23 protein-coding genes are annotated in these 25,758 nt (G+C 43.6%); 10 read left to right on the forward strand and 13 right to left on the reverse strand.

The window, feature by feature from the left end:
• Window positions 1-2 precede the first annotated feature (2 nt).
• The 6 genes from ACVW2L_RS07380 to ACVW2L_RS07405 form a co-directional block, all read right to left on the reverse strand.
• Window positions 3-947, reverse strand: a complete 945-nt coding sequence (locus ACVW2L_RS07380; RefSeq protein WP_457127321.1) for a relaxase/mobilization nuclease domain-containing protein — start codon at window positions 945-947, stop codon at window positions 3-5.
• A gap of 277 nt (window positions 948-1,224) precedes the next feature.
• Window positions 1,225-1,635 (reverse strand): plasmid mobilization protein, encoded by a 411-nt coding sequence (locus ACVW2L_RS07385; RefSeq protein WP_457127322.1) that lies wholly within the window; start codon window positions 1,633-1,635, stop codon window positions 1,225-1,227.
• Window positions 1,636-1,760: 125 nt separating this feature from the next.
• Window positions 1,761-2,678 (reverse strand): CHC2 zinc finger domain-containing protein, encoded by a 918-nt coding sequence (locus ACVW2L_RS07390; RefSeq protein ID WP_457127323.1) that lies wholly within the window; start codon window positions 2,676-2,678, stop codon window positions 1,761-1,763.
• Between the two features lie 547 nt (window positions 2,679-3,225).
• Window positions 3,226-4,068: an RteC domain-containing protein gene (locus ACVW2L_RS07395; protein ID WP_457127324.1), complete on the reverse strand. Its 843-nt coding sequence runs from the start codon at window positions 4,066-4,068 to the stop codon at window positions 3,226-3,228.
• Window positions 4,069-4,150: 82 nt separating this feature from the next.
• The gene (locus ACVW2L_RS07400; RefSeq protein WP_457127325.1) at window positions 4,151-5,575 is read right to left on the reverse strand and encodes a cysteine peptidase family C39 domain-containing protein; all 1,425 of its coding nucleotides are present in this window, start codon (window positions 5,573-5,575) and stop codon (window positions 4,151-4,153) included.
• A 15-nt stretch (window positions 5,576-5,590) separates the two neighbouring features.
• Window positions 5,591-6,232, reverse strand: a complete 642-nt coding sequence (locus tag ACVW2L_RS07405) for a hypothetical protein (protein ID WP_457127326.1) — start codon at window positions 6,230-6,232, stop codon at window positions 5,591-5,593.
• A gap of 105 nt (window positions 6,233-6,337) precedes the next feature.
• Between ACVW2L_RS07405 and ACVW2L_RS07410 the strand changes: the two genes are divergently transcribed.
• Entirely contained in the window at window positions 6,338-6,961 is a 624-nt protein-coding gene (locus ACVW2L_RS07410; RefSeq protein WP_457127327.1) for a rhomboid family intramembrane serine protease, read from the forward strand.
• Window positions 6,962-6,986: 25 nt separating this feature from the next.
• Here ACVW2L_RS07410 and ACVW2L_RS07415 read toward each other — a convergent pair whose 3' ends face one another.
• On the reverse strand, window positions 6,987-7,166 hold the full coding sequence (locus ACVW2L_RS07415) for a hypothetical protein (RefSeq protein WP_457127328.1): 180 nt from the start codon (window positions 7,164-7,166) through the stop codon (window positions 6,987-6,989).
• A 133-nt stretch (window positions 7,167-7,299) separates the two neighbouring features.
• Between ACVW2L_RS07415 and ACVW2L_RS07420 the strand changes: the two genes are divergently transcribed.
• The 4 genes from ACVW2L_RS07420 to ACVW2L_RS07435 all read left to right on the forward strand — a co-directional run bounded on the left by ACVW2L_RS07420 (window position 7,300) and on the right by ACVW2L_RS07435 (window position 8,888).
• Window positions 7,300-7,608, forward strand: coding sequence for a helix-turn-helix domain-containing protein (locus ACVW2L_RS07420; protein WP_457127329.1), 309 nt, complete (start codon window positions 7,300-7,302; stop codon window positions 7,606-7,608).
• A 116-nt stretch (window positions 7,609-7,724) separates the two neighbouring features.
• Entirely contained in the window at window positions 7,725-7,931 is a 207-nt protein-coding gene (locus ACVW2L_RS07425) for an HTH domain-containing protein (RefSeq protein WP_457127330.1), read from the forward strand.
• A 49-nt stretch (window positions 7,932-7,980) separates the two neighbouring features.
• Window positions 7,981-8,421, forward strand: coding sequence for a MauE/DoxX family redox-associated membrane protein (locus ACVW2L_RS07430; protein ID WP_457127331.1), 441 nt, complete (start codon window positions 7,981-7,983; stop codon window positions 8,419-8,421).
• A 134-nt stretch (window positions 8,422-8,555) separates the two neighbouring features.
• A complete protein-coding gene (locus tag ACVW2L_RS07435) occupies window positions 8,556-8,888 on the forward strand; it encodes a hypothetical protein (protein WP_457127332.1) in 333 nt (110 codons plus the stop codon).
• 47 nt (window positions 8,889-8,935) lie between these two features.
• Here ACVW2L_RS07435 and ACVW2L_RS07440 read toward each other — a convergent pair whose 3' ends face one another.
• The 4 genes from ACVW2L_RS07440 to ACVW2L_RS07455 all read right to left on the reverse strand — a co-directional run bounded on the left by ACVW2L_RS07440 (window position 8,936) and on the right by ACVW2L_RS07455 (window position 15,098).
• Window positions 8,936-10,309, reverse strand: coding sequence for a RagB/SusD family nutrient uptake outer membrane protein (locus ACVW2L_RS07440; protein ID WP_457127333.1), 1,374 nt, complete (start codon window positions 10,307-10,309; stop codon window positions 8,936-8,938).
• 11 nt (window positions 10,310-10,320) lie between these two features.
• Window positions 10,321-13,392, reverse strand: coding sequence for a SusC/RagA family TonB-linked outer membrane protein (locus ACVW2L_RS07445; RefSeq protein ID WP_457127334.1), 3,072 nt, complete (start codon window positions 13,390-13,392; stop codon window positions 10,321-10,323).
• A 31-nt stretch (window positions 13,393-13,423) separates the two neighbouring features.
• Entirely contained in the window at window positions 13,424-14,584 is a 1,161-nt protein-coding gene (locus tag ACVW2L_RS07450; protein WP_457130186.1) for a TlpA family protein disulfide reductase, read from the reverse strand.
• Window positions 14,585-14,816: 232 nt separating this feature from the next.
• Window positions 14,817-15,098, reverse strand: coding sequence for a hypothetical protein (locus ACVW2L_RS07455; protein ID WP_457127335.1), 282 nt, complete (start codon window positions 15,096-15,098; stop codon window positions 14,817-14,819).
• A 338-nt stretch (window positions 15,099-15,436) separates the two neighbouring features.
• Here ACVW2L_RS07455 and ACVW2L_RS07460 point away from each other — a divergent pair, with 338 nt between their 5' ends.
• A complete protein-coding gene (locus ACVW2L_RS07460; RefSeq protein WP_457127336.1) occupies window positions 15,437-15,667 on the forward strand; it encodes a helix-turn-helix domain-containing protein in 231 nt (76 codons plus the stop codon).
• Window positions 15,668-15,893: 226 nt separating this feature from the next.
• Entirely contained in the window at window positions 15,894-16,118 is a 225-nt protein-coding gene (locus ACVW2L_RS07465) for a helix-turn-helix domain-containing protein (protein WP_457127337.1), read from the forward strand.
• 846 nt (window positions 16,119-16,964) lie between these two features.
• Here the strand turns inward: ACVW2L_RS07465 and ACVW2L_RS07470 are convergent.
• Window positions 16,965-18,731, reverse strand: a complete 1,767-nt coding sequence (locus ACVW2L_RS07470; protein WP_457127338.1) for a PIN-like domain-containing protein — start codon at window positions 18,729-18,731, stop codon at window positions 16,965-16,967.
• Window positions 18,732-19,196: 465 nt separating this feature from the next.
• Here ACVW2L_RS07470 and ACVW2L_RS07475 point away from each other — a divergent pair, with 465 nt between their 5' ends.
• The 3 genes from ACVW2L_RS07475 to ACVW2L_RS07485 are packed head-to-tail and all read left to right on the forward strand — an operon-like array spanning window position 19,197 to window position 22,741.
• Window positions 19,197-20,165 carry a hypothetical protein gene (locus tag ACVW2L_RS07475; protein ID WP_457127339.1) on the forward strand — a complete coding sequence of 323 codons (969 nt, stop codon included), beginning with the start codon at window positions 19,197-19,199 and terminating at the stop codon, window positions 20,163-20,165.
• Window positions 20,152-20,757 (forward strand): hypothetical protein, encoded by a 606-nt coding sequence (locus ACVW2L_RS07480; RefSeq protein ID WP_457127340.1) that lies wholly within the window; start codon window positions 20,152-20,154, stop codon window positions 20,755-20,757. The genes ACVW2L_RS07475 and ACVW2L_RS07480 overlap by 14 nt, the downstream gene beginning before the upstream one ends.
• Window positions 20,735-22,741, forward strand: coding sequence for an AAA family ATPase (locus ACVW2L_RS07485; protein WP_457127341.1), 2,007 nt, complete (start codon window positions 20,735-20,737; stop codon window positions 22,739-22,741). Before ACVW2L_RS07480 ends, ACVW2L_RS07485 begins: the two co-directional genes overlap by 23 nt.
• A gap of 38 nt (window positions 22,742-22,779) precedes the next feature.
• Here ACVW2L_RS07485 and ACVW2L_RS07490 read toward each other — a convergent pair whose 3' ends face one another.
• The gene (locus ACVW2L_RS07490; protein WP_457127342.1) at window positions 22,780-25,740 is read right to left on the reverse strand and encodes a helicase-related protein; all 2,961 of its coding nucleotides are present in this window, start codon (window positions 25,738-25,740) and stop codon (window positions 22,780-22,782) included.
• Between the last annotated feature and the right edge of the window lie 18 nt (window positions 25,741-25,758).

The raw sequence follows: 25,758 nt of genomic DNA on the forward strand, positions 1-25,758 counted from the left end.
GTTTAGCGTTTGAATGAACTGTTTTTTTTACGGCGGCTGCGCCGCAGACCATGTACCTTTGCGTCATCGACATCATAAGCAATGGCTACCTGCCCGATGAAATCCGCCACCGGCCCTGTTTTCTTTTCAGCCGGGGCTGTTTCAACAGCGGAAATTTTAACACCATCTGATAGCAATTCCCGTAGCGGCAGAACTTCACTGCCTTTAAAAACAATTTTCTCCCGGTGGTCTATAATGGAATAGCCGTAGGGCTTTTTTCCTTCCGTGCTATGGAAGATCAGGTCAAGTCCGAACCTGGCCTTTAGTTCATCCCTGAATTCCGGTACATTTTTATAATCTGTGAGCAGGCATTTCAGTTCCTCTGCACGTTTCCGGTTGGGAACATAACCGTCGATCCTTGCCTTTAAGCGGCTTTCATCCGGATCTCTTCCGGGAAACCCGCATGATTCCAGGATCATAAAAAACTGTGCTTTGGTACTGAAGGAATATTGCATTCCGTAATCATAACCCAGTATATTGCTCATTGCAGCCTGTGCTCTTTTCCCTTCAAACGCGCTAGTGATTTTGTCGCCCTGCCGGTCGACCCGGGAGGATACCATATGCACGTGGTTATTGTCCGTGTCATGGTGAAAAACGATCAGATAAGGCTGATCGCCATAACCCATTTCTTTTAGCCATGATGTGGCGATACCGGTAAGGGTATCTTTATCATAGGACTTCCCTTTTGCGGATATAACGGCATGGAACTGGGGCAATCTCACATTTTTATTCAGGGCAGCAAGCGATGAAAGGTAGTTGATATAATCATGGGGCTTCAGGTGACCAAAAGCCTGCAAAGGGCCGAAGTTGGCCACCTTCATCAGCTGTCCCCTGTTTCCATCGACTTTCCTTGTATTATACCGCACACCGCTAAAAGTCGCTGCAGGTTTAAATATCTTAACGATCATGGGCCCGTTAAAGCTGATATATCTTTGAAACCATCAATCCGGCTAACGCTGTATCGGGCTAACCCTGTGGCAAAATATCGCTGCTACGATATAGTCAGCTATCCTGCTATCATTAGCGCGCTGTAGCTATATAACGCTATAACACACTATCACGGATTATCTGTAGCGCTATAACGCCGAAACGGGATAACTATCTATCGCTGTAAACCTGTTACCTTATAACTGTGTACCATTGTAATAGTGTACGGGCCTGACTTCCTATCCGTATATCGCTATATCACCTTCCCATCAGCTGAATAATCTTTCGCAGGGAGTTTTCCAATAACCGCTGCATCTTAACATAATCCGTCATCAAATAATTGAATTTTTCCGCTACAACAGGCGGAATATTCCCGGCAAGGTTAAGGGCATTCGTATGCCGGGCCAGTTGATTGATATTGTTACCTGCCCGGCCCATTTCGGCACCGATGCCATCGAGTTGCCGGATCAGTTCCCTGGAATTGACCACGATCCTGTCCGCGTCGTTAAGCAGCCGCACTCTGATCAATTCCGTTTTGCTGAGCCCCAAGGCTTGCTCCAGCCCGGTAATCTTTAAATATTCTTCTTCCGTAAACCTGGCATCAATTTTTCTGACGCGTTTTCCTGTTTTTAGTTTTGGTCTTCCCTTCAGTATTCTTTGTTCAGCCATAAGAAAAACGAGTTGCGAAGTTTTCAGCTAACCCCGTAGGGCAAGATTCTTTTTGTCCGACAAAAAGACATCTTGCCGTTGCAGAATCAAAGGAGGTTTTGGGTTATAAAACCCGTTAAACGGGCTTATCTTTTTATCGGATGGTGTCCCCGGTCAGCTTTTAAAACCAATGCTGAAACAGCTACTATTTTGTCATTGTAGTCATTGAATCCCTGGAATGCGGATGATCTGTCATCCGCATAGGGTAATGCTTTAATAAATTCCCTGGCTGCCTGGAACCCTGCTATATCCCTGTCAAAATAAACATCCAGCTTGGAAAATTGGGTAGCTTTTACAATTCCTTCCCGCAGCAGCGACAGTGTATTGAGGATGATCACACTTTCCTTTGCTGCTCTGTTTTCGGTAAGCCAGCTCAGGTAATTGATATAACCTTCAAATATCGCTGCGTGCCGGGTGTCTCCGGGAACAAATGTGATCGCCTTGCTGCCGAGGCAGCCCTTGAAAAATTTGTTCCTGACTTCCCAGCTGCCCGCTTCATTTTTCCAACCTGCCGCGAAAAAGCACTTCTTTTCGCCCTGGTCGTTCAGCACATGGTAATACAATTCGCTGAGGCGACCGCCGGCAACTTCCAGAACACCCCGACCTTTCAGGTAACTGGTAATCGCGGGGTGCGTACCGATAGGTTTTACTTGGTCAACCTTATAATTACGGACCTTAACCGGCATCCTGGGCCGGTACTCCTTAACCGGCAAAGGCGTGTTGCACACCTGTTGTATTTTCTCAACGACGCCTTTAAAATCGAGATCCCGCCAGTAAGCCAGACCGAAATCTATAATATTTCCGCCTTTGCCGCTTCCATGGTCGAACCATGCTCCGATCCTGTCATCGACTGTGAATGAAGGTGTATTGTCGCCATCCCGCAACATACTTCGATACATATGCTCTTTCCCTGATTTTTTGACAGGCTGGTAACCGAGGGCGTTGAGCAGCGTTACAATGGAAGCCTGTTCCTTTAATGTTTTAGCTGATAAATAATTATCCATATCCAAATTTTCATTTAATGATAAATAGTAAGCGGCCGGATAGCCGCCTTTCGAACCGGCAGCGGGTAACGAACCCGTTCAATTCGCTTCTGCCGGTATATATTTTCGGGACTACTCACGTCGGCATCTACCTGCCGGGCTCTCGCCTGCCTTTGCGCTTTCGGTCTGTTGATATGATCTCACCTTCACAAAATTTTCCGCTTTCCGGGCGGAATAATGCTTTGTCCCTGCATGTCAAAGAGCGGCGGAACTGATAACCTGCTCCGGGGCTGCCATTCCGGTTTACCGGTATGGGCAAAAACTGACAAAACAGAGTGTGGAGAGGGCGGGCAATTATTGAAAGGGTTTTAAAACCTGCAGAACTGCCTTTTTATCCCTGACCGACAATACTGTCAGCGTCATCGGGATCAAAATTGAAGGTAATGCCGGGTCTTAATTCAGGAGTTTTTCGGTAGTACCGAAAGATATTTTTATATCCGGCTAACTGGGTTATGCGGATATCGGGATATAGCAGAGAAATAAAAGGGGAATCGAAAATCAATAGTCTTTACAGATTCCCGCTTTCGATCTTCTGAAGGATCGCCATTTTCATTTGGTCGATATACCTGGTGGGGCTCAGTCGCTTCCTTCTTTCAATTTCGGAAAAACGGCGCTGGATAATACCAATCGTTACCTGCAGTGAGTTTTCCAGCCACCGGACGATCTGATTCAAACTTGCGTTTCCATTGTTCAGCTGACCTGTTAGCCAGATGCCATAGGCAAGCTCAACGATGTTCACGGCATCCCCTGTCCATTTCAGTTCAGCCTGCTGAGCACCCCCCTGCTTTTGCTGCATACTTTCAGGAAACCGGATGAACGCGATTTGTTCCAGGATAAAAAGCTGAATATTCTCGTAGGCCATAAATTTCGCGAACAGATAACTCATGGGGGTAGCGACATGATTTTCCAGTTCAGGGAAGTCAGCGACGGGTATGCTCAGCGGTCCACCGGTCCTGAGGAAGTAAAACTGGTCCAGTTCAGATATTCCTCTTTTAAAATACTGATAATGAAAGCTATTCATGCGAAAAAAACTCCGCCTTGCTTTTAGTTCGTCTTCAAAATACCTGATCTTACTCTCCGGAGTTCCGATGGGCGCGTTCACCGTCAGGTTATAGCGCATCAGTTCTTCGATCCGTCTCGCCAGAATTTCGGGTTTCTGATATTTAAAAAAATGCACCTCTTCCTGCTGGGATTCGAATTGCAGGCCGGCAATTAGCCGATTCAGCTCAAATGTTGCCTTGTCGATAACGTTTAACAATCGGTTCAGCTTTTCCAACCCACCGGGCATTTCCCCGATAGCATAAAGCTGATCATTTAATTCTGTTCGTAGTTTTTCAATGACAGGGTTCATAGGCAATTACTAAAATTTTGACATGAACATCGGGCCGGAGTGGATTTCCGGTAAACAGGACAATTATTAAGATGTACAGTATTTATGGATTCAGAAAGCGGCGAACCTGCAATGCACCTTCCGCAACTACCGGGAAGGCGTTACCAACTTTGGGTACAAGTACAGTTACAAAATAACTGAGGATCACCATCACCATCAGGCTGGGATAATTTATTTGCTGTCCCTGGACCTTATAGATGCTGACAGCGAAGACGATTATGACATTGACCGTTCCGGCAGACTCATACATCAAGCCGTATCTGCTCATCCTTACGGCCGCGGATCTTGCGTATTCCTGGTACTGCTGAAACCTTCTGTTATGTTCCATTTTAAGATCCTGAGGGAAACGGTCATGTTTGTGCACATTCAACTCATTAACCAGCCCGTCCTCACACCTGCTCAGGAGTGTTTGCAATTTAACATTGTCAACTGCTGTACCGGGTATACATCTGACAGCGTGCGTATGTAAAATACCCAGGTATACTATATTAACCAATCCAATCAGGGGATCAAAAAAGAACAATGCTGCAATGACAGAGGTCAGTATCAAACCCTCGGAAACCATAACGGCTATCAGTGTGACCAGCGCATTCTGGATATTTCTTATTTCTCCCAGTGCTTTCCTTATAGCCTGTGAAGTATGATTCCCCGGGTTGGCACGGCGGATTACCAGATTGTTTATATAAACAGAAATGAGTTGATGGCTAACTGAAGTGCCTAAAGTGATCAGCAAATGCCGGCGAATATAATTGACTATATTTTTGAAAAGCGTAATAATGAATAACAATGATATCAAAGCGGCGAGGATGGAGAAGCTTTCCTCCGACACAGGGTGATCCAAACCCCTCTGCAGCATCCAGGAAATGCATATCCCCATCAGTGTCGCACATAAATTAAGCAGGGGTACCGTGAGCAGGAATACTTTACGGAATCCCTTGATCTGCAACAATTGCATCCAATGCACCTTAAAGAGTTGTGGCGGACCTTTTCTGATGCCTTCAAAATAAAGGGCAGCCTGCCCATGCCAGACCGATTCTAAATCCCTTTCCGCGATAAACTGCACACCTGTTGCGGGATCTGCAATAAGGTAATGGTAATCATTTCCTTTCCTTCGCGAACCAAAGCAAACCACGAAATGGTCTCCCCTCTGCTCGCCGACATGGAGAATTAATGGTGGCCCGGCTTCTCTGAGGTGCGCAAAATCCATGCGGACGCATTCACCGGTTAAACCTGATGTTGCTGCCAGATGCCGGAGTTCCAGTAAAGAGAGGCCATCCTCTGATATACTGGTCTCCCTTAATAGCCTATCCGCGACACCCGGCCTTCCGGTATAGTTTAAGATCATGGCCATACAGGCGATGCCGCAGTCGCTGGGACCGGACTGTCCTACAAAAAATTTCAGAAACTGATGTGTTGTTTTCATAGCAGTACATATAAATGCAATTTGAGTTTTTAGTCTGTTCCGCATAAATACCAGTCACAATCACCCCATTGAAGGAAACATTAACAGGCAGACAAAAGTCACTACAGCTACCCATAACAAAAGGGAGGGTACATACGAAACGAATATCATCCTCAGGGCCGCGTCATAATTCAATGAAGAAATTCGCATAACACCAAAGGCAAGCAAAAACCAGTAAATAACCTCAAAAGCGTTCAGGGTCTGCAGCGCGTAATACCAGCCTGCAGGAACTTCTTTAAACAAGGTAATCGCTGCGAGCACATAATATTGATGCCAGTCTAACAAATTCCCGTCAGGATGCGTATAAGAAAATGTCCCTAATTTGATAGCGGCGGGAATAAGAAAGATATACTCGGCAACAACGGTTATCTTAAAAACGCTGTTTAAGGAAACATTTTGATTATTCAGGTACAATGCGGTGTGGAGGATGAGTGTGATCAGGCCCAGCTTGATCAACAGGTAAACTGCCGAAGTCAGGTATATCCATTTCTGCATCAGTTCTAAAACACCGGCCCCCTGCCCGGGTATTCCGGACAACGGGTCACCGCTGTTGGCATAAAATTCAGCTGTGAGAACAATTTCTCCCGCAATTCGGATCAGTAAAAATGTGAAGACGAGCAGCAGCGCCAGGTGGATCATACCATTTTTAAGCAGGATTTTCATAGCAGTAGATTTTTTGGTAAAAATCTGCGCGAATGGTGCCAGAATCAATTACGTATCATTTTAAATTATTAGTTCATGTTATAGCACAGATTAACTTTTTTCTTTATGCACAACCTCCTTATCTATCAGTTAACCGGTGGCGCACCGGTATCCGCCCTGCTTTTATTGACCATAATCATCAGCACCATTTACGGCCTTTACCATCCCGGGTACTTTCTTAAACTGATCCTCCACCCCTTTGGGATCGTAAAACATAAAGAATACTACAGATTGTTTACTGCGGAACTGATCCATAATGACTTTGCCCACTTGCTGATGAATGCCTGGATGTATTATGTGGTATGTATCAATCTGGAGCAGAGTCTTAACCAGCAGTCGTTTTACGGCAGCGGACAGTTTTTTCTGATCTACCTGTTGAGCTACCTGACAGGAGTGATTGTGATCACGCTGAGACATCGAAATGATTTTAATTATTCGAGTGCCGGCGCATCAGGCAGTATCATGGGATGTATGATGAGTTTTATGTTGTTAAAGCCGGACAAGGTTGCTTTTTATCTGCCGGTTTACGGCGGCGTTAAAAACAGCATGATGGCACTGTTATTCATTGTTGTCCTCACGGTTTACCAGTACAGGACGAACAATCCGCTGATGAACAATGAACTGCATTTTTATAGCGCACTTGGGGGAATCGTTGGGACGGTCGCGCTTTTTCCGGGTTTGATCTTTTAAACAGGGCCGGAGCCCTGTTTAAGTCTTACCACCATCCGAGGCAGGATGGGCCTGTCGCTGCGGCCAATGCGCCGACAACAGCGCCTGCACCACCAAAAAGTCCGCCAAACGAAGCGGAGATACCGATGTTATATGCACAATTGCTTACACCGGGACTAATACCGCCCTTTAGTTCTGCGGCATCAGCATCTGTCATGTTTTTCATAATTAAATATTTACTGTTTCTTCCCAAAATCAGGAATTGCTGTAAAATTGCCCCGGACACCTTGCTTAAGCTAAAACCTTAACTTGTAATTTATTATATTTGCTTATAGGATTACATCGCGAAATAACACGGTATGGAAACTATTGGAGAAAAGATCAGAATTCGCAGGCTGACCAAAAACTACAGTCAGGAGTACATGGCATTTATGCTGGATATATCTCAGGCAGCGTACTCCAATCTGGAAAGGAACGAAACGGAACTTACAATCAGGCGGGTATACGAAATAGCGGAGGTGCTGGAGATATCCCCCTTCGAACTTATGCCTAAACCTAAATTCGGCACCGGCATTAATCACTTGTTTTTCCGGAAAACGATAAATAAGATCAAATCACTTTGGCTTGACCCTATCCGCAAAAAGAAAAACGCTATACCCTCACCTTAATGGGTACTTCAGTGACACTTAAAAGCTGGTAATCAAATAATTTATAAGTTCAGCTAATAGTAATTTCCGCTGTTATCATCCAACTTCATGCCTGCCAATTACAGACCGGAGTTGTTATGGATTACAGATCATACGAGCAGCGGCTTAACTACCTTGTTGAGCTGTTAGAAAAAAATCGCTTCCGCTCACTGCAAAATACGGCCGACCGGTTTAGCTGCAGCACGCGAACCATCAAAAGAATGCTCAATCACCTTCGTGACCGGGGCCATATCATTCAATACGACCGCCTCCAAAAAAAATATTATATCAATAAAGGTAAGTGACATTTTCTGTCCTTCATGGCCTTATAACTTTGGATCAGGAGGTTATATCATGAAAAATCTAAAGTTTGTCCTGCCGGAACTCATCATTTTTTTGCTGGTGCTTTTGTGGATCTATACCGCATCAAGCAAGCTGATGGATTTTCATCATTTCAAAGCGCAGATGCACAACCAGACCCTTCCCCGGTATTTAGCGGATATATTGATATATACTTTGCCTCCTGTTGAAATTCTGGCTGCGCTGCTGCTGGTTTTCCAGGCAACAAGGCAGGCCGGCTTTTATCTGTCGGCACTGCTAATGCTTTTATTTACCGCTTATATCGGGCTCGTACTCCTCAACTATTTCGGGCGGGTCCCCTGTTCCTGCGGTGGCGTGCTCAGGATGATGAACTGGAAGCAGCACTTCCTGTTCAATCTTTTCTTCTTGCTGTTAACAGTCTACGGATCATATCATGTTTACAGGGAAAGGAGGTCCGCGCAAGGAAGAATTTAAGACTTCTGCCCGCCGATGGCCGGCTGTCAGGAAAGGGAATTGCCGAAAGCCTGAAAAGAGTAGGCGTAAAAATGTAATAATTAATCAACTAAAGTTTTTCCAGGGCTTTTTGATGTATAAAAGCCTTCCATACCATGAAAAAGAGTTTTTTTGGATTATTGGCTATTGTAATAGCGATCAGCGTAAGCGCATTTACTACCTCACTAAAAGTTCCGGTTAAAGCCGATGTAAACTACAAATGGTTCGTGATATCAGGGAATATCGATACCACTACACCGGTTCCATCCGCTAATGCGGCCTATATCAGCGGAGCTGACGGTCCGAACGCACCTGACGAAGCTGATGATTGCGAAGGCGTGAGCAAACAATGTGTATCCGGCTTTGATCCAGGTAAGGTGACAATGTCAAACACCTTAAATGGCGCGCAGCAATCAGATGTTCAGGCCGCGTTACGAAACAACGAGTAAAACAATTAAAATAAGCAGTTGCGGGTCTTCCGGCAACTGCTTATTTTTTAGTATCCGGGATTCTGGGATATATTGGGATTGGTATTCAGTTCTTTCACAGGAATAGGGTACAATAATGAATTTTCATTAAGGTTAGGTTTAACCTGCCCCAAAACGGCAAGAGCCCTTTTCGTCCTTTTGAGGTCCAGCCACCTGTTTCCCCATTCACAAAACAGCTCCACGCGCCGTTCCTTCTCAATAGCCAGTAACAGGGAAGCTTTGTCTGCAGCAACCACATTTCCTAAGCCCGCACGGCTGCGGATCATATTCACATCTTTTCTGCCTCCGTCCAGATCATCTAAGTTAGTCCTGGCTTCAGCCCTGATCAGGTACTGTTCCGCAAGGCGGCTCACTACATAGTTCTCAGTTGGAGACGTAACCTGCGTACGTATCTTGTACTTAAACGGGTAGGGATAAGCCTGTCCGGAATTGATATTTACTTTAATCCAGCTGAGCTTCCGGTTGTCCCTTGGCTCAAAAGCATCGTAGAGGCTTCCGGAGATTACGTATCGCGGCTTTGCAGTAGCGCTAGATGGGACGAAATACAAACCTTCATACGTTGCCTGCAAGGGAATAGCCGTGGAAGTATGCCAGATCGTTTCACGGCTTGCAAAAAGAAAAACGTTGTTCAGGTTACTTTCCAGCGTAAATTTACCTGAGCCTATAACTTTGTCAGTTTCCGAAACAGCCAGCGCATATTTCCCTGTATACAGGTAAACCCTGGCCAGTAAAGCCGTAGCGGTGTAATAATCCGCGCGGTCTTTAACCATTGTGTTCATAAGCAGATTCGACTGTGCGAACAGGAGGTCAGCAACGATCTGCTGATATACAAGATCAGGCGATGACCTTGCGATCAGCCTCGAAACATTATAATCCGAAGTAGTCACAATTGGCAACCCACCATAGAGATTGACCAGATTAAAATAAACGAAGGCGCGTAAAAACCGCGCCTCCGCAGTGAGCCGCGCTTTGGCTGTAGCAGATAGCTGAGACGAGGCTGCAATTCCCTCAATACAGGCGTTTGTCTGGTAAATATATCTGTAGCCCTGCGTATACAGGGTCTGAATTTTATCATTGGTAACTAAAATATTGTTATTAAAAATAGCACCCATCGACGCGTCCGTCGTGGTAATATTCATTTCATCGGATGACAGTCCCGGATATAGCGTCATACCCCCCGCGAGCAGGCCAAAGCTGCCGCCTGCGGCAATCTGGTAGTAAATTCCCAGGACAGCAGCATTCGCGTTCAGGCTGTCGGCAAATACCTGACCGGTTGTCAACTGGTTTTTGGGGCCGCTGATCTCCACAAATTTTCTGCAGGAGGTCAGCACATAAACTGTTGCCCATAAGAGGAACAGCCCAATTGTATATTTATTTTTCATGCTGTTATATTTTAAAGGTTAATGTTAAGACCAAAACTGAAAGCTTTAAGGGGCGGCACACCATAGAAGTTCTGAGTCTCCGGATCGTTGCCCTGATACCCCGTGATCGTAAAAAGGTTTTGCGCGGTCGCGTATATCCGCAGCCCCTGCATACCCCATTTGGCACTCAGGCTGCGTGGCAGATTATAAGACAGCGTCGCCGTTTTGAAACGGATATAAGAAGCGTCGCCGTAGGCACCACTCGATGCTATGAAATTATTGGCAGCGGTATAAGCTTGAGTATATTGAGTAGACAAACGCTGTAAGGTTGCCTCCTGGCCGGGCGCCCGCCACCTGTCCAGAAAAGAAACCGGCAGATTAACTTCCTGTCCCGGCAGGTAGGCATATGCCTGTGCAAGGTAGTTCCTACCCATTTGTTTTTTGAACTCCAGGAATACATCCAGCTGAAATCCCTTATACTGAAATGAATTTAGCCAGCCGCCATAAAATTTAGGGTCGGTGCTACCGATAAAATCATAATCGTTCAGCCGTCCGAGCGTTGATCTCACCGGCGTTGAGGTCAGCTGCCCGTCCGCAGCAGTAAACTGAAACAATCCCGTTGCCGGATTCACACCGGCATAATTAAAACCCGTTACGGTACCCAGAGAGCGCCCTACAAAGTACAATATGGAATAATTGGAGAGCTCAATCCCCGGGAAAGATAATAGCTTATTGCTGGGAATGGTCAGGTTAAAAGAACTGTTCCAGATTAACGCAGCTTTGTTAAGGATAGCGCCATGCAGGGTAAACTCCCATCCTGAATTTTGAACAACCGCCCCCCAATTCTCATACACGCTGCCAAAACCGGCCTGCGAGGGCAATTGCGTCGTCACCAGCTGGTCACCTGAGCGGTTTCTGAACCAAACGGAAGTAAACAGTAACCGATCCTTAAACAAACCCGTTTCCAGTCCGAACTCCAGTTTTTTAGTGCTTGCCCAGCTCAACTGCGGATTGAACAGGTTTTCCGCTGTATAGCCCAGGTTGCCGCCGTAAGGATTTATCGTCGGCGACCATCGCGGGAGAAACTGGTAATCAGAGATCAGGTCACTTCCGGTAATACCATAACTCGCCCGGAGTTTGCCATAACTTAATATAGGAAGTTTATTCCGGACTATTTTCTCCTCAGAGAATATCCATCCGGCACCGACGGATCCAAAGTTGCCAAACTGACGTGACGGACCGAACCTGCTGGAACCATCCCTTCTGCCATTAATGTTCAACAGATATTTGCCGTCATACCGGTAGCTGACGCGCGCAAATATGGCGTTATATTTATATTCATTATAAGCATCGGATGTGGAACTCGTCACGGCACCGGATATGGAACCCAGCAGCCTGTCGTCAATATAACCTGAAGCGTAAGTATCTGTCCTCGCGCTGCCGTTGCGCTGGAAAGTAGTGCCGGCAAGTACGTTGACCATATGGTGACCCATATTTTTGCGGTATTCCAGCTGTGGTTCCAATATCCAGGTAGTCAGGTCGTTCCTGCCGAATCTCGCAGTCGACACCGGGTTTACATTCGGGCTGAGGGTGGTTTTGGGAGTATTTGTATATTCGTTATTAGCGAAAGTGTTATATCCCAAACTGCTTCGAAAAGTCAGCCCTTTTAGTATTTCATATGATAGCAACAAGTTACCGGAAAGATTGGTGTTGGTGATGGAATAGAGCCGCTTTAAATAACTGTAAGGATTGCCTCCGGCATAGGAACCGTCGAGAATAACCCCTTGATAATTAAATACGGGGTTGCCATTGCTGTCCAGCAGCTCCGGGCTGTTCGGTTCCAGCATAGCTGCCATTAAAGCACTGGCAGAGCCGGATGAGTTATTTTTTCCATACCCATAGTTAATGGTAAAGTCGGCAGTAAACTTTCTGTTCAATGCAGCATGGTGCATATTCGCGGAAAAAGTCGCACGCTGATCCGCGAAGTCTCCCGGAAAAATATAGGTATCGCGGTTAAAACCGGCGCCAAGCCGGAACTGGGTATTTGTATTACCGCCCGAAAGTGATGCAGCAGCATTGGTATTTTGAGCGGTTTTACCCATGGAAAACTTTTTCCAGTCCGTATAACGGTTCTGGTCAAATATGGTCAGGTCAGGTGCATATGCAGGGTCATACAGGGTGGCACTGGGTACCAGTCCGTCGTTGGCAAAAGCCTCCTTCCTCATAGCCAGGTACTGTTCGGTATTCATCATCGGCATGGTATGGCCGACAAAACTCACCCCGCTGCGTACGTTCAGGTTAAAATCTGTCTTGCCTGCCCTGCCTTTTTTTGTGGTGATCAGGATCACTCCGTTCCCCCCTCTCGAGCCGTAGATCGCTGTGGCATCCGCGTCCCTCAGGACCTCCATACTTTCTATGTCCGCCGGATTGATGCTGTTGAAAGGGCTTATACCCCCGTACGGGTTATTAAATACGCCGCCAAGTCCGGGCGCTGCAATGGAATTAAACTGGTTGACACTGGTGTTTTGCGGGGCGAATGGAACACCATCGATAATGAATAAGGGGTTATCACGCGGTGCAAGACTAGTCGTCGAACTGGATCTGATCGTATTCTGACCCCGGATCTGCACATTAAATGCTGCGCCCGGAACACCGCTTGTTGCCGAAACCGAAAGCCCCGGCACTCTGCCCTGTAAGGCTTCCAGCGGATTGCTGACAGCTTGTTTACCTATATCTTCGGCGCTTACCGTAGATACAGACCCAAGGTTATACCGCCGGGTGTTGGTACCATAAGCAACCACCTGGATCTCGTCCAGTTTATTGTTGCTTTTCAGCATAACAACACGGATTTCTTTTTTTCCTGTAAAATCCACTTCCTGAGTGGTCATACCTGTAAAGGTGAAGCGTAATACGCCCAGACCTGAAGTCACTGGCATCATAAAATGGCCCATTTCATCGGTGGCCGACTGCAGGCGGGTACCGGGATAGGTGACCGTCACCCCCGGAACGGGTTCATTCTGCTGATCCGTGACCGTGCCGGAAATGCTTTGACCCCGGCCAATCAGGGGCAAGAGGAGGATAAGCAAATAGTATAAATTTTTCATGTGGGTTTGATTTAGAATTAATAGGATGATGTTAATCTGATTGCTGGCTCAGCAGGAGGTACTTCACCTTTCGCATTTCACGCGTAAGGAGGAATCCCTGTTTTCGAAGCAAACGTTCCAACTCAACAGCGTTCGTTATGTCGGCGGGAAGATCGACGGAGATGGGGTCCGCGTATTCCGTTTCATTCAGGAACGGTACTTTATACTTTTCCTCCAGTTCAATACGCAGGCTCTCCACCTCATAGTTCCGCATATATTTGGGCAGGGTATTCCTTTCGCTGACATTCATTTCCCGCTTAGTCCCCGAATCCACCTTTACCGGCGGATGCTTCGCATCGACCCGCAGTACATAACACAGGGTATCTTTTATCACACTGTCCAACTTAAGGGAGAAATACCTGTTCAGATCTGCACGTAAATAACGCAGGGCATCCTTTTTATCCATAGGCGGAAATCGGCTCTCATAACTGAATGCCCTCTTTTTAAAGTCCAAAAGTTGAAGGCTGTCTTTGGGAAGATATTCAGGATGTGGAATATCTATAATTATCCGCGTCCCCTGCACCCCGTTATAAGCGGGATAGGCGGTGAGGTACAAAGCCGGTAATAACTGGTTGATCGCATTAATGCCAATAATCTTCTCCTCATTATTCATCACAAAGTTGATACCGCCTGCTTGTATGGGCAGCTTGTAACCCGTAACCATCGAGCGATACAATGCGGAAGGCGGATTTCCTCCGTTCCCGTCCTGAAAGAGTGGAATTTCCCTGTTAAATTTATAATCCTGTTTGACATACAGATTCAGATCAGCATCATTAATCATTCTGCTGATGTTCCTTTCACTGATACTTTCCGCATCAGTAATGGCAAGCACTTCGCTATTCCGGATGATAACATAATGCGGGATACTCCCGTGCGGGAACAGCCTGTCCAGTACAGTGTCCCCAACCACACAGGGAAAAGAATAATCCTTTTTTCTTTGGTCAAGGAATCCGCGTATCCCGGCTTCTGTATCCTTGTTCCGCTTCTGGCTGACCAATAGGAACTGCACCTTGCCCGGGTGCTGACGCTGCATCGAAAAATTTTCCGGGAAGCGGGCGATACAGGCACCGCACCAGGTCGCCCAGAAATCAAGGATCAGCAGCTGATCTTTGAAATCGGAGAACTTAGCGGTACCTGCGGAATAATACAGCATTTTTCCGAGGCTGACATCAGGCACCCTCTCCCCTACCTGCAAACCTAAATTAGCAGTCCTCGGCTGTCCCTTTGCCTCAAAAAAAACGGCAAAGCATGGCCATTAAGCCTATTTTTAGCTTCATTTTAATTCGTTTAATAGTTAAAAAAAAAGTGACTACCGCAAGCGGTACGAAAAAGAAAAGAATTACTCCGGCGGAGAGATCAGTTGCAGCCAGTTATGGACAGGGTAGCTATTCATGACCACTTCCCTCCTGCTCATTGGACAAAGCCCCGTTCGCCTGGTGTGCTATATAAGCCGCGGCCACCAGGTCTGTTAACTGATCGAAGAACAGGGCTACTTCTTCATCGGACAGCTCCGATTTAATATGACAGTCCCTGGTTACCCAGCACTGAAAGAATTTCCAAAACAGGACCTTGGTTGACTCCGGCGTATGCTCACCAAAGAACTTAGTCATAACTTCCTTCAAAGTCAGTGACGCCCTAAAATCGTATTGTATGATAACCGCTTCCATTGCTATACGAAAAAAATGGCAAGCAGGTCGACGCCTAAAAAATAAGGCGTGGAACCTAACTTACCGCTTTAGTGGCCCTGAGAAGCCCGGAAACGAATAAGTCAGGCCCACGCCTATGGCGTGAGCACTGGTCACTTATCCTCTCGTTTCCATTGAAATTTCTCAGGTTTCTAAAGCGAGATCTAAGTGCGAATGCTTTTTTGTCTAATAAGATTCGCAAATATATTAACTGTTAGCGCCATATCGACGCGATAATTCAAATGTAAAAAATTATTAGCTTTGTTACAAGAACTTGTAACAAAAAAACTGATTTTATTTTGCTCTTTCCGAAAAATAACATGAATCAGGAAAGAGATAAGGATCGTTTAAAAAAATTTGGCGAAAATCTTCGTCAAAAGCGCTTAAAACTTAAACTAAGTCAGGATGATGTCGTGGCAAATTGTGATGTCACTAAAGGTAATTTAAGCATGATTGAAAATGGGAATAAAGACTTCACATTCTCAACATTTTTAGAAATTGCCAAAGGCTTAGGCATACGAGCAAAGGATCTTCTCGATTTCGACCTTTAAAGAATATTTATTTTATGTAGCCATAGCGAATAGTTAAGTAAAGCGACAACCAAAGTCCTACTATGGCCAAGCCCCAAAGTAACAAATTCTTTCTGTTATAATTGTCAAAGTTACTGTTCTCCTGCATTTTAAGCTAAAACTTATTATCAAAGCTAGTAAATGGTGGGTTAAAGCCCAACACTTTTTATTTTAAAAAGACACAATTTTCCGCAGTTTCTAAACTGCGATGGCAAATCCAACCACCCAAGAATACTTAATTCAATTCGGTCGCCATCTTAAAACCTTGCGAACAAATAAAAACTTATCCCTAAGAAAATTAGCGACCAAATGCAATATAGATCATAGCGATATCGTGCGCTATGAAAACGGGGATATTAATATGAGTTTTAATACTCTTGTCGAACTTGCTCAAGGGCTGGAGGTTTCTTTGAAGGAGTTGATGGATTTTTAGACTTTCTCTAAGTAAAAGATTTATTTCGCAATCTTAAATCCTTTTAAATTATGACGCTCAAAAACACTTAAATCGTTTCAAATACTGTGTGCAAATAGGGTTCGCTTATTCCGGCAAGCGTTTTGATATACATCGAACCTAGCTTTATTTAGTCATAATTGATAATGTTCAGTTATCCTTTATTAGTACATAAATAAATCATCATTATTTAGATCACAATTGAAAATATGAATGTTTATAAACAACTTATCATCGAGATATCGAGTGTTTAACTGTGCTTAGTATTTAGAAATTCACTACTACATAGCTAGAATCTTCTTGTTTCAGCTCAAACAATCAAATAGAGGGAAGCGGCAAAAGTTCTGACTTTCATGCCGATATAGAGGCGATTGTGAGCGCCAAACATTTCATCCGAGAAACGCTATAAATTAGAATTGATATTTTATATAAATTATAAGTAATTGATTTATCGACTTTACTTGAGTATGCGAAGCTAAATTGAAATCTAATAAGTTAAGTCTCTAATATGTTGTTTATATGGTTTCCCACAGGTAGCGGTGTGTTACATAGCGTTCTTAAAAACCAGAATTTTATATAGGTCGTTGCTTTCACGTCCCCAATGAATAAACTAATCATTGTATTTTAAGCCGTTTGGTCAGTTCCTCCGCTTGCTCCAATTCTCTCAAACAATCAGCAATCTCACTCATTCATTCGGCCACCGCTTTTCTAGTGGTGAGGTAACAACTAACACCAAAATATTCAGTGGGCAGTGATCCGATTACCGGTTTTGCACCTAATTGAATATTGCTATATTACCAGTTGTGATTTTGTTTATGATATCTGTCGTTAATAAAATGATTTTTCTTCAAATATCCAACCTTTACTTGTTGCAATCAGCTGAGTGCAGGAATTAGCCCCCGGATTGCCGAATACACAGATTCTACCTTTAGCAACGAAAGGGAGATCACGAAAAATATCATCCAACCCACCTGCTGAAAGATTATTATAGGCACAATCTAACTCTATTAAATTATTGTTGTTCTCCAGATTAATCGCGGTAAGCTTATTTGAACTGCATCTCAGTTCTTCTAATATATTATTATTTTCAAGATTTAGCACAGATAGCTGATTTCCGCCACAATACAACTTACTTAAAAAGATATTTTGTGTTACATCGAGTTCCGTCAGTTGATTTTGTTCACAAAACAAGATAAGCAATTTGCTTAACGGTGTCACATCTAATGTACTAAGTTCATTTACCCCTACCAATAATTGGGTAAGGTTTGTCATTTTACTAATGTCTAATTCATTTACTTTTCCGGCGAAGCATTGCAAACGGTCCAAGTAGATTGTATTACCAAATGAAATTGCGGAAACTTTCGGATATTGTATTCCGCGTGGTGAACTTATGCCCATAGCACAATACCAAAAGATATCTCCGTAAATACGGACAGTATATTCACCAAAACTTGGATATTGATGAAATATTGTATTTCGGCCTGTAATGGTTTCTAACGGGGAGCCATCGCCCCAATCGACATTTAGCGGTTTACTTTCGCGTCCTAATAAGTACATCAGCGATTTTTCAAATTGGTGCGTACCCCCGCTATTCGTAGTGTCATCAACCGGCCATGTAAATACACAACTTGGCTCATTATCCTTGGTCTGCCCTTTTTGGTTCGCTACGGCGTTAACCTCATTAATCTGATCCGCGGTGATTGCACTTTTCAAATATTTTGCGGCGTTATACAACAGTTGGGGGTTGCTGTACATCCAAAACTCGACTCCGGCCGCATCCCAAATTTCTTTAATGAGCTCATGCCGTGGATGCTCGATGTATGTTGGATTGGATTCGTTTTTTTCGCACCAGTCTGGCTTCACATCGTTACTGATATAAATGATCGGTTTTTTTTTAGTTTTTGCATGGTTGACGATTTCCTTCCAAATAAACAGATCACCAAAAATTTGTGTTCCCTCCTTTTTCCCTTTGCCGAAATCCCCATAACCGGGAGGTATTTGAAATTCATAGCGCTCCTTCCCTTCAGCTACTAACTGCATTTGATCTGAAAATGAAAACTCATTACCTACTTCAAAATGGGTGTTAATAGCATTATATAAAATATCATTATTGACTGTTTGCTCGAAGTATGCGGTGCGGGTTTTTATAATATCTTTAATTTCTTCACTTAAAGTTTTTAAATCTAAATCGTGCTGCTGTTGGGTTCCGTCTATTTTATTAAATATTTGTTGATCCAACACTGGGTGTTTATCATCCTTTTTTGTCTTGGATTTAAGTTCGCTAATACCTGTTTGACAATTTTTTAATGCGGCAGCAATTTTTTTTAATTCAGTCTCCAAATTTGTATAGCTGCCAATGGGCTTCAAAATCACTTTCGATCTATTCTTTAAAAATTCATAATTTATTTGATAGGGAATCCATAGTCGATCTTTTAATTTTTTGAAGATTTCATCAATGACTACTTGCTTGGTTTTGTCTGAATAGAAGTACATATCTAACAGGGATGAGGCATCAAAAACAATTATGGCATCTTTCCAAAGACGCGCATGTTTGGCATCGTCGATGTGATATTTGTCTAAAGACTGTAAAGGCATGATAATGATTTAGCTCTGTAATATTACTAATCTGCTTTGATATTTGAAACTACCAGCAAACAGGTCACTAATAATGTCAAGCGGCAAAAGTTCTACCTTTTTCAATGATATAGGGGCAGTAATGGATACTAAGATCATAGATTAATAAAATTTCTTTTTTTTTAAATGACAATAATACTAATTTTTTTAGCATTTCATAGTAGTAATGGTGGATAATTTTGCAACTTTGTTTTATGAATTTTAGAGAAGACGAGTATCATTGGGTCTACGCGATGCGCTAACTTATAATTGGGAGAAACAGGGTTTGTTAACTATTTGAAATATTTATATTAATATTTTACTTATTATTGAGAAACCTTTATTCAATGGCCAGTCAACAGTACTTAAACATAGCCTGTGCTTTTATTTTAAAGCACTTTAGTAACGTGTGTTTTAACTGAAGACAGCAAAACCTCTCACTAACCCATGCCCATCTCAGGAAGTGATTTTGAAAAAATTGTTCAGCCATTCTTTAAAAGTTTGTTTGACCAAATGGGTTTTACAGTATTTCAGGTTAGGAAACAAAATTCAGGAACTCAAAATGGCTTCGATATAAGTGTGAACTTTTTGGACGACAATGATCAGGAGCGCGAGATCTTCATGGAATGCAAATACTATACAGTATCTAGATTAGATTGGTCGGAGATATTTAATAAACAAGTTCAACTGGATGCATCAAATCATAAGCCCACGGCGTTCATTGCGCTTTCGCCTTTATGTGACCTGAGTAATATCGATCATAGCTTACAGGCTCATGCCTCCAAAAAATTCAAGTACCCGGTGGATTTCTGGACACCTGACAAAGACGTAGCCCAGATATTTGCCCTGGATGAAGAAGTTTACAAAATGGTTTATGATAAACCGGCATGTGATATCGTTATTGATAAGGCAAAGGAAAGAAGCCGTATCAAAGCGATGATCAATCTTCTTATCCAGCAAAAAGATGCTTTAAGGTTCGCAGATCTGATCAGTATAAACGATACGGTAGCAGATCCTACCGAAGACGCGGCGTTAAAAACGACGCTGGACGAGAAATTGAACTCTTTATTAAAGCCGGATGATGAGAACCGTATTCTTTTTCATAGAGTGAGAGCTAATTATAAGGTCTACATCGAAAGCTTTACAGATATCGATTCCGAATTGAGGACCAACATTTTAAAGTGGGAGAGCAATTTGAGATTGAAGGCGAGCAGGTTAACCATGAATTTTCAAATGGACGATGAATATACGCCAGCTGAGTTTTTTAGGGATTTTTTTAAAGAAGCGGAAAATGAGATCCTGACATTTTTTAAAGACTATGAACTCAAAGGTGATAAGGAAAAACTATTGCAGGGCGTTGTATTTGAGTTAGCGGCTCAATGCCCTTTGGACTGGAGGAAAAATGGAAGCGCTTGATTATTTGATTAATGCCATAACGGAAAAAGGTCTGACACCCAATATTAATTTGGACCGGCCTACCTATATCCAGCCGGAGGACCGGATCGAATTTCGTTCAGCAAGGATCATCATTGTTCTAGGAATGCTTAATACGAACTTTGGCTTAAGCAAGAATATTATTGCCTGTGTTGATTTCCTATTAAGAAATGAATCTTTTCAGTCAAAATTCATTGTCGAATATTTCAGCGGGCAAAAAAATATACTTAAAAAAATAAAGGATTTTGAATCGTCGAGTCAGATCGAGATCGACTTTAACGTCGTTCAGTATAAAAGTGTACCATGGGACATCCGTTTCAATGACATGTTCTTGTTTTTGTACGTACGTGACCTGATTAATTACAAAACGGATGCAAATGATAAAAATGTCAGGATATTATTGACCGAACAGGGAAAGGTTTATTTTGAAAAGATCAAGGACGCATTTCCAAGAGAGATAAACTTTCTTGATCTTTTTGGAAGCCGCATGTCAGAGGATAAAACCATTAATATCATCACAGAAGTGATACCTAACTCATATTGGAAACAGAATGTCGAGATTAATAATCAATAAGCTTGTTTACCATATTCAGACCGAGGAAGGTGACCGGTATGGCGCAGAAATTCCTTTTAAACCAGGTCTGAATATTATTTATGGGCCAAACTCTGTAGGTAAGACCAGTATTGTGACGGGTATCGTCTATGGCCTCGGTGCGGAAAAAGGACTTGGTATCTTTAAAACGATACAGAACCCATTTAAACCTGAGTTTTATAAAGCGATCGATGGCAAGGCGGTAAAAAACTCTTATTTATTATTAGAGATCTCTAATGGCGAAGATGTGGTGACGATCTTTCGTTACATTAAAGGTACAGATATTGCTATCGCGGCAGTTAAACCTTGTAAAGCAGTAGATTTTTTTAAGACAGAGTATTCCGAAAAATATATTGTTGCAGGTGAGGGTGTGTTCTCTGAGAACGGCTTTCAAAATTTCCTTTTTAATTTTATTGGTTTGCGTCAGGTGGAGTTGCCTACATATGATCAAAAACTTTCTAAACTATATTTTGAAAATATTTTGCCTTTGTTTTTTGTAGAGCAACGTGCAGGTTGGTCACAGATACAAGCAAGGCAGGTGATCCGGTATAACATCAAAGATGTAAAGAAAGTTGCCTTTGAGTATTTATTCGGCTTGGACAGGTTCGAACTCCATCTTTTAGAGATCGAGATAAAAGAAATAGAAGCACAATTGAAAAAACTCAAGGATGAGTTGACCCAGAAGGAAGAAAACCTGTTGATCATCGCGAATGCGGAGAAGAATGATGTGATGCTTCTGATCAATACAAATCAGATCGGTAAAGCAGGTATATACGACTATATCACTTACCTCAAAGAAAAGTACCAGGCAGAAACAAAGTTAATCAATGAACTTTCCAGCGATAATAAAGAATTTGAAGAATCTAACATCCGAATAAGAGACGTTTTAAAAAGTCTTGATTTTCAATACAGGAAAGCTTCGGAAAGGGTTGACAAGATATCCGCTGAAATTGCTGGTTATGAGAATTATCTTGACCGTATACAAGTCAATAAATATAAAAACAAGCAGTTAAAAAAGATCAGAGAGTTCTCAACTGAACTGAATATTAAAACCTGCCCAATTTGTGAGGCGCAGCTATTAGGAAGCGAGGATGGCCATTGCATTTTATGCCATACGGATCTGAGCAAAAAGATATCCTCCCCCGACCAAAATCTGGAATTCCTGGAAGATGAAGAGAATACCTTCAAAAAGGTGATCTCCCAGCGGCTGCTTGACAGGAGAAAGTTATTTGAACAGCGTAACGTTTTAAAGGACAAGATCTCGGAACTGGAAACCCAGCTGGAACATCAAACCACAACCTATGCCGGCAAGGAGTTCGCGCAACTCAGGGAAAGGATCTTGGCAGCAGATGCCGTCCATAAAGATATGGAAAAATATTCGCGGATCGCTGTAAGATGGGAAGAGTTGGTGCCGCTCCGTGGCAAGATCAAGATCGCTCAGACCAATTACGATAAGTTAAAAGAAGAGATCAATAAATATATCCAAACCAAGGATGATAACCTGATCATTGACGCTGTTAAGAAATTCATACAGACCAATGTGGCGAGCCTGGGACTTTTTAAGGGTAACAAAGATCTCATCGACAACATTAAGCTTGATTCCACGGATAATTACACGCCTTACCTAGATAATTTTGACATCTACAATATTTCAAGTTCAAGTGACAACATTCGGATCATTCTAAGTTACTACCTAGCGCTTCTTCAAACGTCGATCAAACATAAGGGACTGAAAAAGATTCAATACCCCAATGTCCTCATATTAGATGAACCTAAACAACAGAACTTGGATAATGATTCTTTGGTCGATTGTATCGCTGTGATTGAAACTATACCTGCGAATGAAAGCCAGGTCATCTTAACGACCTATAGTGAATTACCGTCAGATCGGGAAAAATTCAGCGCACATATCATCTATGAAATGAAAAATAAGACAGACTATTTACTCAAACCAATCACAAAATAGAAGCACATTAAGCCTATGGCAGTATATATGGCTGTTCGCTACACCCCTTTAAAATGATCAACATCATACCGTGATGTGACCCGTTCGGTAATGGGTTGCGGGATCCCGCCATCCTGGATCTCTTCCTCCAATTTGACAGCGCTTTCGTAGGTTCGTACTGCATCAATATCATTAAAGTCATGCAAGAAATTGTTGACATGTCCGAACAGTTTGACCACCTGATTGACCTCTACCGAGCGTGACAAATATGGATAGAACACCTGGATCTTGTTTCCAAAGTTCCGTTCTTGGGTGGCTGTGAGTTTCCGGTAACTTAAGGAATTGATCCGGTCAATTCTGCCGGTCCGCTGCTCCATGCCACTTGGGTTCCAGGCAATACCGTAATGGTATACCGCTTGGCAATAAGTATGCAGATCTTCACCCTCGTGAAATATATCTGTCGCGATCAAAGCATATGGAAAACCGGGCATCCGGAAACGGGCTGCGATAGCACTACGGTTCTTATCCTGTCCGCTCACACCGACAACTGGCGATCTGTTTTTCAGCAGGTCGGCGATCCGCTTTGGGTCACGGTCCTGAAAATTTACAGAAACGATGAGATCTTGGTCCGTTATAATGGTTTTCACTTCTTGGAGAACGAAATGAAACGGGCTGTCAGGATCTTTAAGCAGGGTCATCAAATCTTTGCTGAACTTACCATTATATGATTCTGCCACAAATGCCGGTAAAAGGCCGCTGCTATGCTGGAAAACGGATTTTAGCATGGCCTGTAGCACAGCGATATCCTGTAATACATCCGGTATTGAAATATCGCGGCGCATGCTTTTCCATCTATCCCATTCCGAAGAGCAGGTACTCTGGATCAATTCGGTCAGGAACGTTGCTTTTAACAATGGGTTACCCTGCTTCTGGCGGGGAAATTTAATAACAGGCGCAACGACGTCTGAACTGGCTGACCTGAATGCTTCCTGATAAGCATTGAACACGCCGTGGGTTCTTAGATTGTCACTTAACTGAAGCAACGCGGGCGTGCGCAGCCGCGCTGCCTCTGCCTCAGTTTTCCATTGTACGTCGGAAACTAGCAATAAATAGTTGTTAAAATCGAACCAGTTCTCCCGGTATATCTTGGTTCGGAATTTATAACCTTCTTGGTACCTTTTAAAATAGTTCTTGAAGAACGAATCCGCACGGAGTTCCGGTTCATCGTCAGCATCTTCCACAACATCTTCTCTCGATTGTGATTGCCACTCCGCGTGGTATCTTTTCAAAACCGCAAGAGCTGCAAATTTTTGCTTACGGCGAAATCTGCCTTCCTTCAAATATTCATCAAGTGCAGCGATCAGCTCAGGAAGATCGTGCAGGTAGCAATAGCGGAGATAGGCACTAAGATCTTCGCTGTCAGGAGGATAAAGGCTACTCCACCAGTCGGACGATTCTTTTAATTCAGCAAAATGGGCCAGGGCATCGTTGCGCTTTTTGTCTTTATAAAATTTTTCACAGGCCTTTTTGAGCGCGATGACTTCATGCGTCAAATACTTTTTCCACTTTCCTTCCAGACGCAGATATTGCTGATTGACGATCTCCAGATCATACCGTTGAAGTAAATGCTGCAGCAGCTCATCCACGGTTGCCAAACGCCTGACAAAGACCAGCGACTTTTCCTGTTTTCCAAATTGTTCGGTAAGCTCCGCTTCCAACTTGGAAAGTTTGGGGTGTGGCGGCGGCTCGTTACCGAAGGTATCGCGGTAGGAATCGATGAGCGACCGTATCACGTTGGCGTCCTCACTGTGTTTTTGTGTCCTGTGGTTCAGCAGGTCATATTCTTTATCGGTGTTTGCATCGCCCTCATCATCACTTTGGCGCGCTACGCGTTTATCCATATCCAGCTGGTAGCTTTCAAAGCCGGCCAGCATACCGATCTCGAATGAAGCCCCTGCTTTCTGAGCCAGGTGCCTGATCGATTTGTACTGCAATAATTGCCAGAACACATTTTCGATCCCATCATTCAGCGTGATCGGCTGCCCGTCTGGCTGTTTATCAACATTTCCGTTCCGGTGCTCATGCCGGCATTGGTTACGTGAAAATTTTTCACCCCCGAGCGTATACTCCATATTGCCGCGTATCAAAAATTTAGGCAGCATATCCTTGATCTCCTCCGGGGTTTCACAATCTGCTAAAGGGTTGTTGTTGGTAAAGCAGCTGACCTGGTGTTTGAGTTCAAATAAGTGCCGGTCCTTCGGGGTTGCTGACAGACAGATCACCTTTACGGCCAGCGGAAATTTCATCTCCGCTTTCAGTTCTGGAAAATCATTCATGATCTCATCGTCCACGACCGTTCCAAGAAAGCGGGCTACGACCTGATTACGTATAGTATCGCTTTGCGGGCCTTTTTTATAATTATGGGCTTCGTCGATGATGAGACAATTTACTTTCACCGACATGGCATTGAGCATACAGGCGGCAAGCCTGATCTGAAGTGCACGATTACTCGTATTGAAATACCCTTTGTCGTATGCCTTCCAAAGTATTCTGGTGCAAAAAGGGTTATAATTAAACACATCCTTGTCCAGATATTCCCGGACCTTGTACCTTGATGATATCACACTGCTGAAAGATGTGTTACGCAGGATAGTAAAACCGGCTTCGGGTAGGATCGGGCGAAGACGCTCACAGATAATATTTGCGGCTCCAGCTGCAGCCTCGTAACCTGGTCCGGCTCTGAGGTAGTTCTTCCTCGCAAAGTTCCGCAGTTCTTTCAGCCATTTGTCCTGAAGGTTCTTTTTGGGTACCAGGATCAGATCTTTAAAGGCTGTGTTTCCGTTATGGTGATGCCTTAAAAGGGTAGCAATACCCAGACCGATATAGGTCTTGCCTAAGCCTACTTCATCGGCAATATAGATCATGCTGTTCTGCGGCTGCGAAAGAAAAGCATAGGCTTTTTCGATCACAGCCAGTTGCCTGTCTGCCACCGACTGGGCTATGCCCGGGTGGGACCTCATATTAAGTATTGCCTCCGA

The sequence above is a fragment of the Mucilaginibacter sp. HD30 genome (assembly GCF_054061755.1).

Excerpts from the sequence above, each read along its gene's own strand:
- ACVW2L_RS07380 (WP_457127321.1), bottom strand. The coding sequence starts at position 947 with ATGATCGTTAAGATATTTAAACCTGCAGCGACTTTTAGCGGTGTGCGG.
- ACVW2L_RS07385 (WP_457127322.1), bottom strand. The coding sequence starts at position 1,635 with ATGGCTGAACAAAGAATACTGAAGGGAAGACCAAAACTAAAAACAGGA.
- ACVW2L_RS07390 (WP_457127323.1), bottom strand. The coding sequence starts at position 2,678 with ATGGATAATTATTTATCAGCTAAAACATTAAAGGAACAGGCTTCCATT.
- ACVW2L_RS07395 (WP_457127324.1), bottom strand. The coding sequence starts at position 4,068 with ATGAACCCTGTCATTGAAAAACTACGAACAGAATTAAATGATCAGCTT.
- ACVW2L_RS07400 (WP_457127325.1), bottom strand. The coding sequence starts at position 5,575 with ATGCGGAACAGACTAAAAACTCAAATTGCATTTATATGTACTGCTATG.
- ACVW2L_RS07405 (WP_457127326.1), bottom strand. The coding sequence starts at position 6,232 with ATGAAAATCCTGCTTAAAAATGGTATGATCCACCTGGCGCTGCTGCTC.
- ACVW2L_RS07410 (WP_457127327.1), top strand. The coding sequence starts at position 6,338 with ATGCACAACCTCCTTATCTATCAGTTAACCGGTGGCGCACCGGTATCC.
- ACVW2L_RS07415 (WP_457127328.1), bottom strand. The coding sequence starts at position 7,166 with ATGAAAAACATGACAGATGCTGATGCCGCAGAACTAAAGGGCGGTATT.
- ACVW2L_RS07420 (WP_457127329.1), top strand. The coding sequence starts at position 7,300 with ATGGAAACTATTGGAGAAAAGATCAGAATTCGCAGGCTGACCAAAAAC.
- ACVW2L_RS07425 (WP_457127330.1), top strand. The coding sequence starts at position 7,725 with ATGGATTACAGATCATACGAGCAGCGGCTTAACTACCTTGTTGAGCTG.
- ACVW2L_RS07430 (WP_457127331.1), top strand. The coding sequence starts at position 7,981 with ATGAAAAATCTAAAGTTTGTCCTGCCGGAACTCATCATTTTTTTGCTG.
- ACVW2L_RS07435 (WP_457127332.1), top strand. The coding sequence starts at position 8,556 with ATGAAAAAGAGTTTTTTTGGATTATTGGCTATTGTAATAGCGATCAGC.
- ACVW2L_RS07440 (WP_457127333.1), bottom strand. The coding sequence starts at position 10,309 with ATGAAAAATAAATATACAATTGGGCTGTTCCTCTTATGGGCAACAGTT.
- ACVW2L_RS07445 (WP_457127334.1), bottom strand. The coding sequence starts at position 13,392 with ATGAAAAATTTATACTATTTGCTTATCCTCCTCTTGCCCCTGATTGGC.
- ACVW2L_RS07450 (WP_457130186.1), bottom strand. The coding sequence starts at position 14,584 with ATGCTGTATTATTCCGCAGGTACCGCTAAGTTCTCCGATTTCAAAGAT.
- ACVW2L_RS07455 (WP_457127335.1), bottom strand. The coding sequence starts at position 15,098 with ATGGAAGCGGTTATCATACAATACGATTTTAGGGCGTCACTGACTTTG.
- ACVW2L_RS07460 (WP_457127336.1), top strand. The coding sequence starts at position 15,437 with ATGAATCAGGAAAGAGATAAGGATCGTTTAAAAAAATTTGGCGAAAAT.
- ACVW2L_RS07465 (WP_457127337.1), top strand. The coding sequence starts at position 15,894 with ATGGCAAATCCAACCACCCAAGAATACTTAATTCAATTCGGTCGCCAT.
- ACVW2L_RS07470 (WP_457127338.1), bottom strand. The coding sequence starts at position 18,731 with ATGCCTTTACAGTCTTTAGACAAATATCACATCGACGATGCCAAACAT.
- ACVW2L_RS07475 (WP_457127339.1), top strand. The coding sequence starts at position 19,197 with ATGCCCATCTCAGGAAGTGATTTTGAAAAAATTGTTCAGCCATTCTTT.
- ACVW2L_RS07480 (WP_457127340.1), top strand. The coding sequence starts at position 20,152 with ATGGAAGCGCTTGATTATTTGATTAATGCCATAACGGAAAAAGGTCTG.
- ACVW2L_RS07485 (WP_457127341.1), top strand. The coding sequence starts at position 20,735 with ATGTCGAGATTAATAATCAATAAGCTTGTTTACCATATTCAGACCGAG.
- ACVW2L_RS07490 (WP_457127342.1), bottom strand. The coding sequence starts at position 25,740 with ATGAGGTCCCACCCGGGCATAGCCCAGTCGGTGGCAGACAGGCAACTG.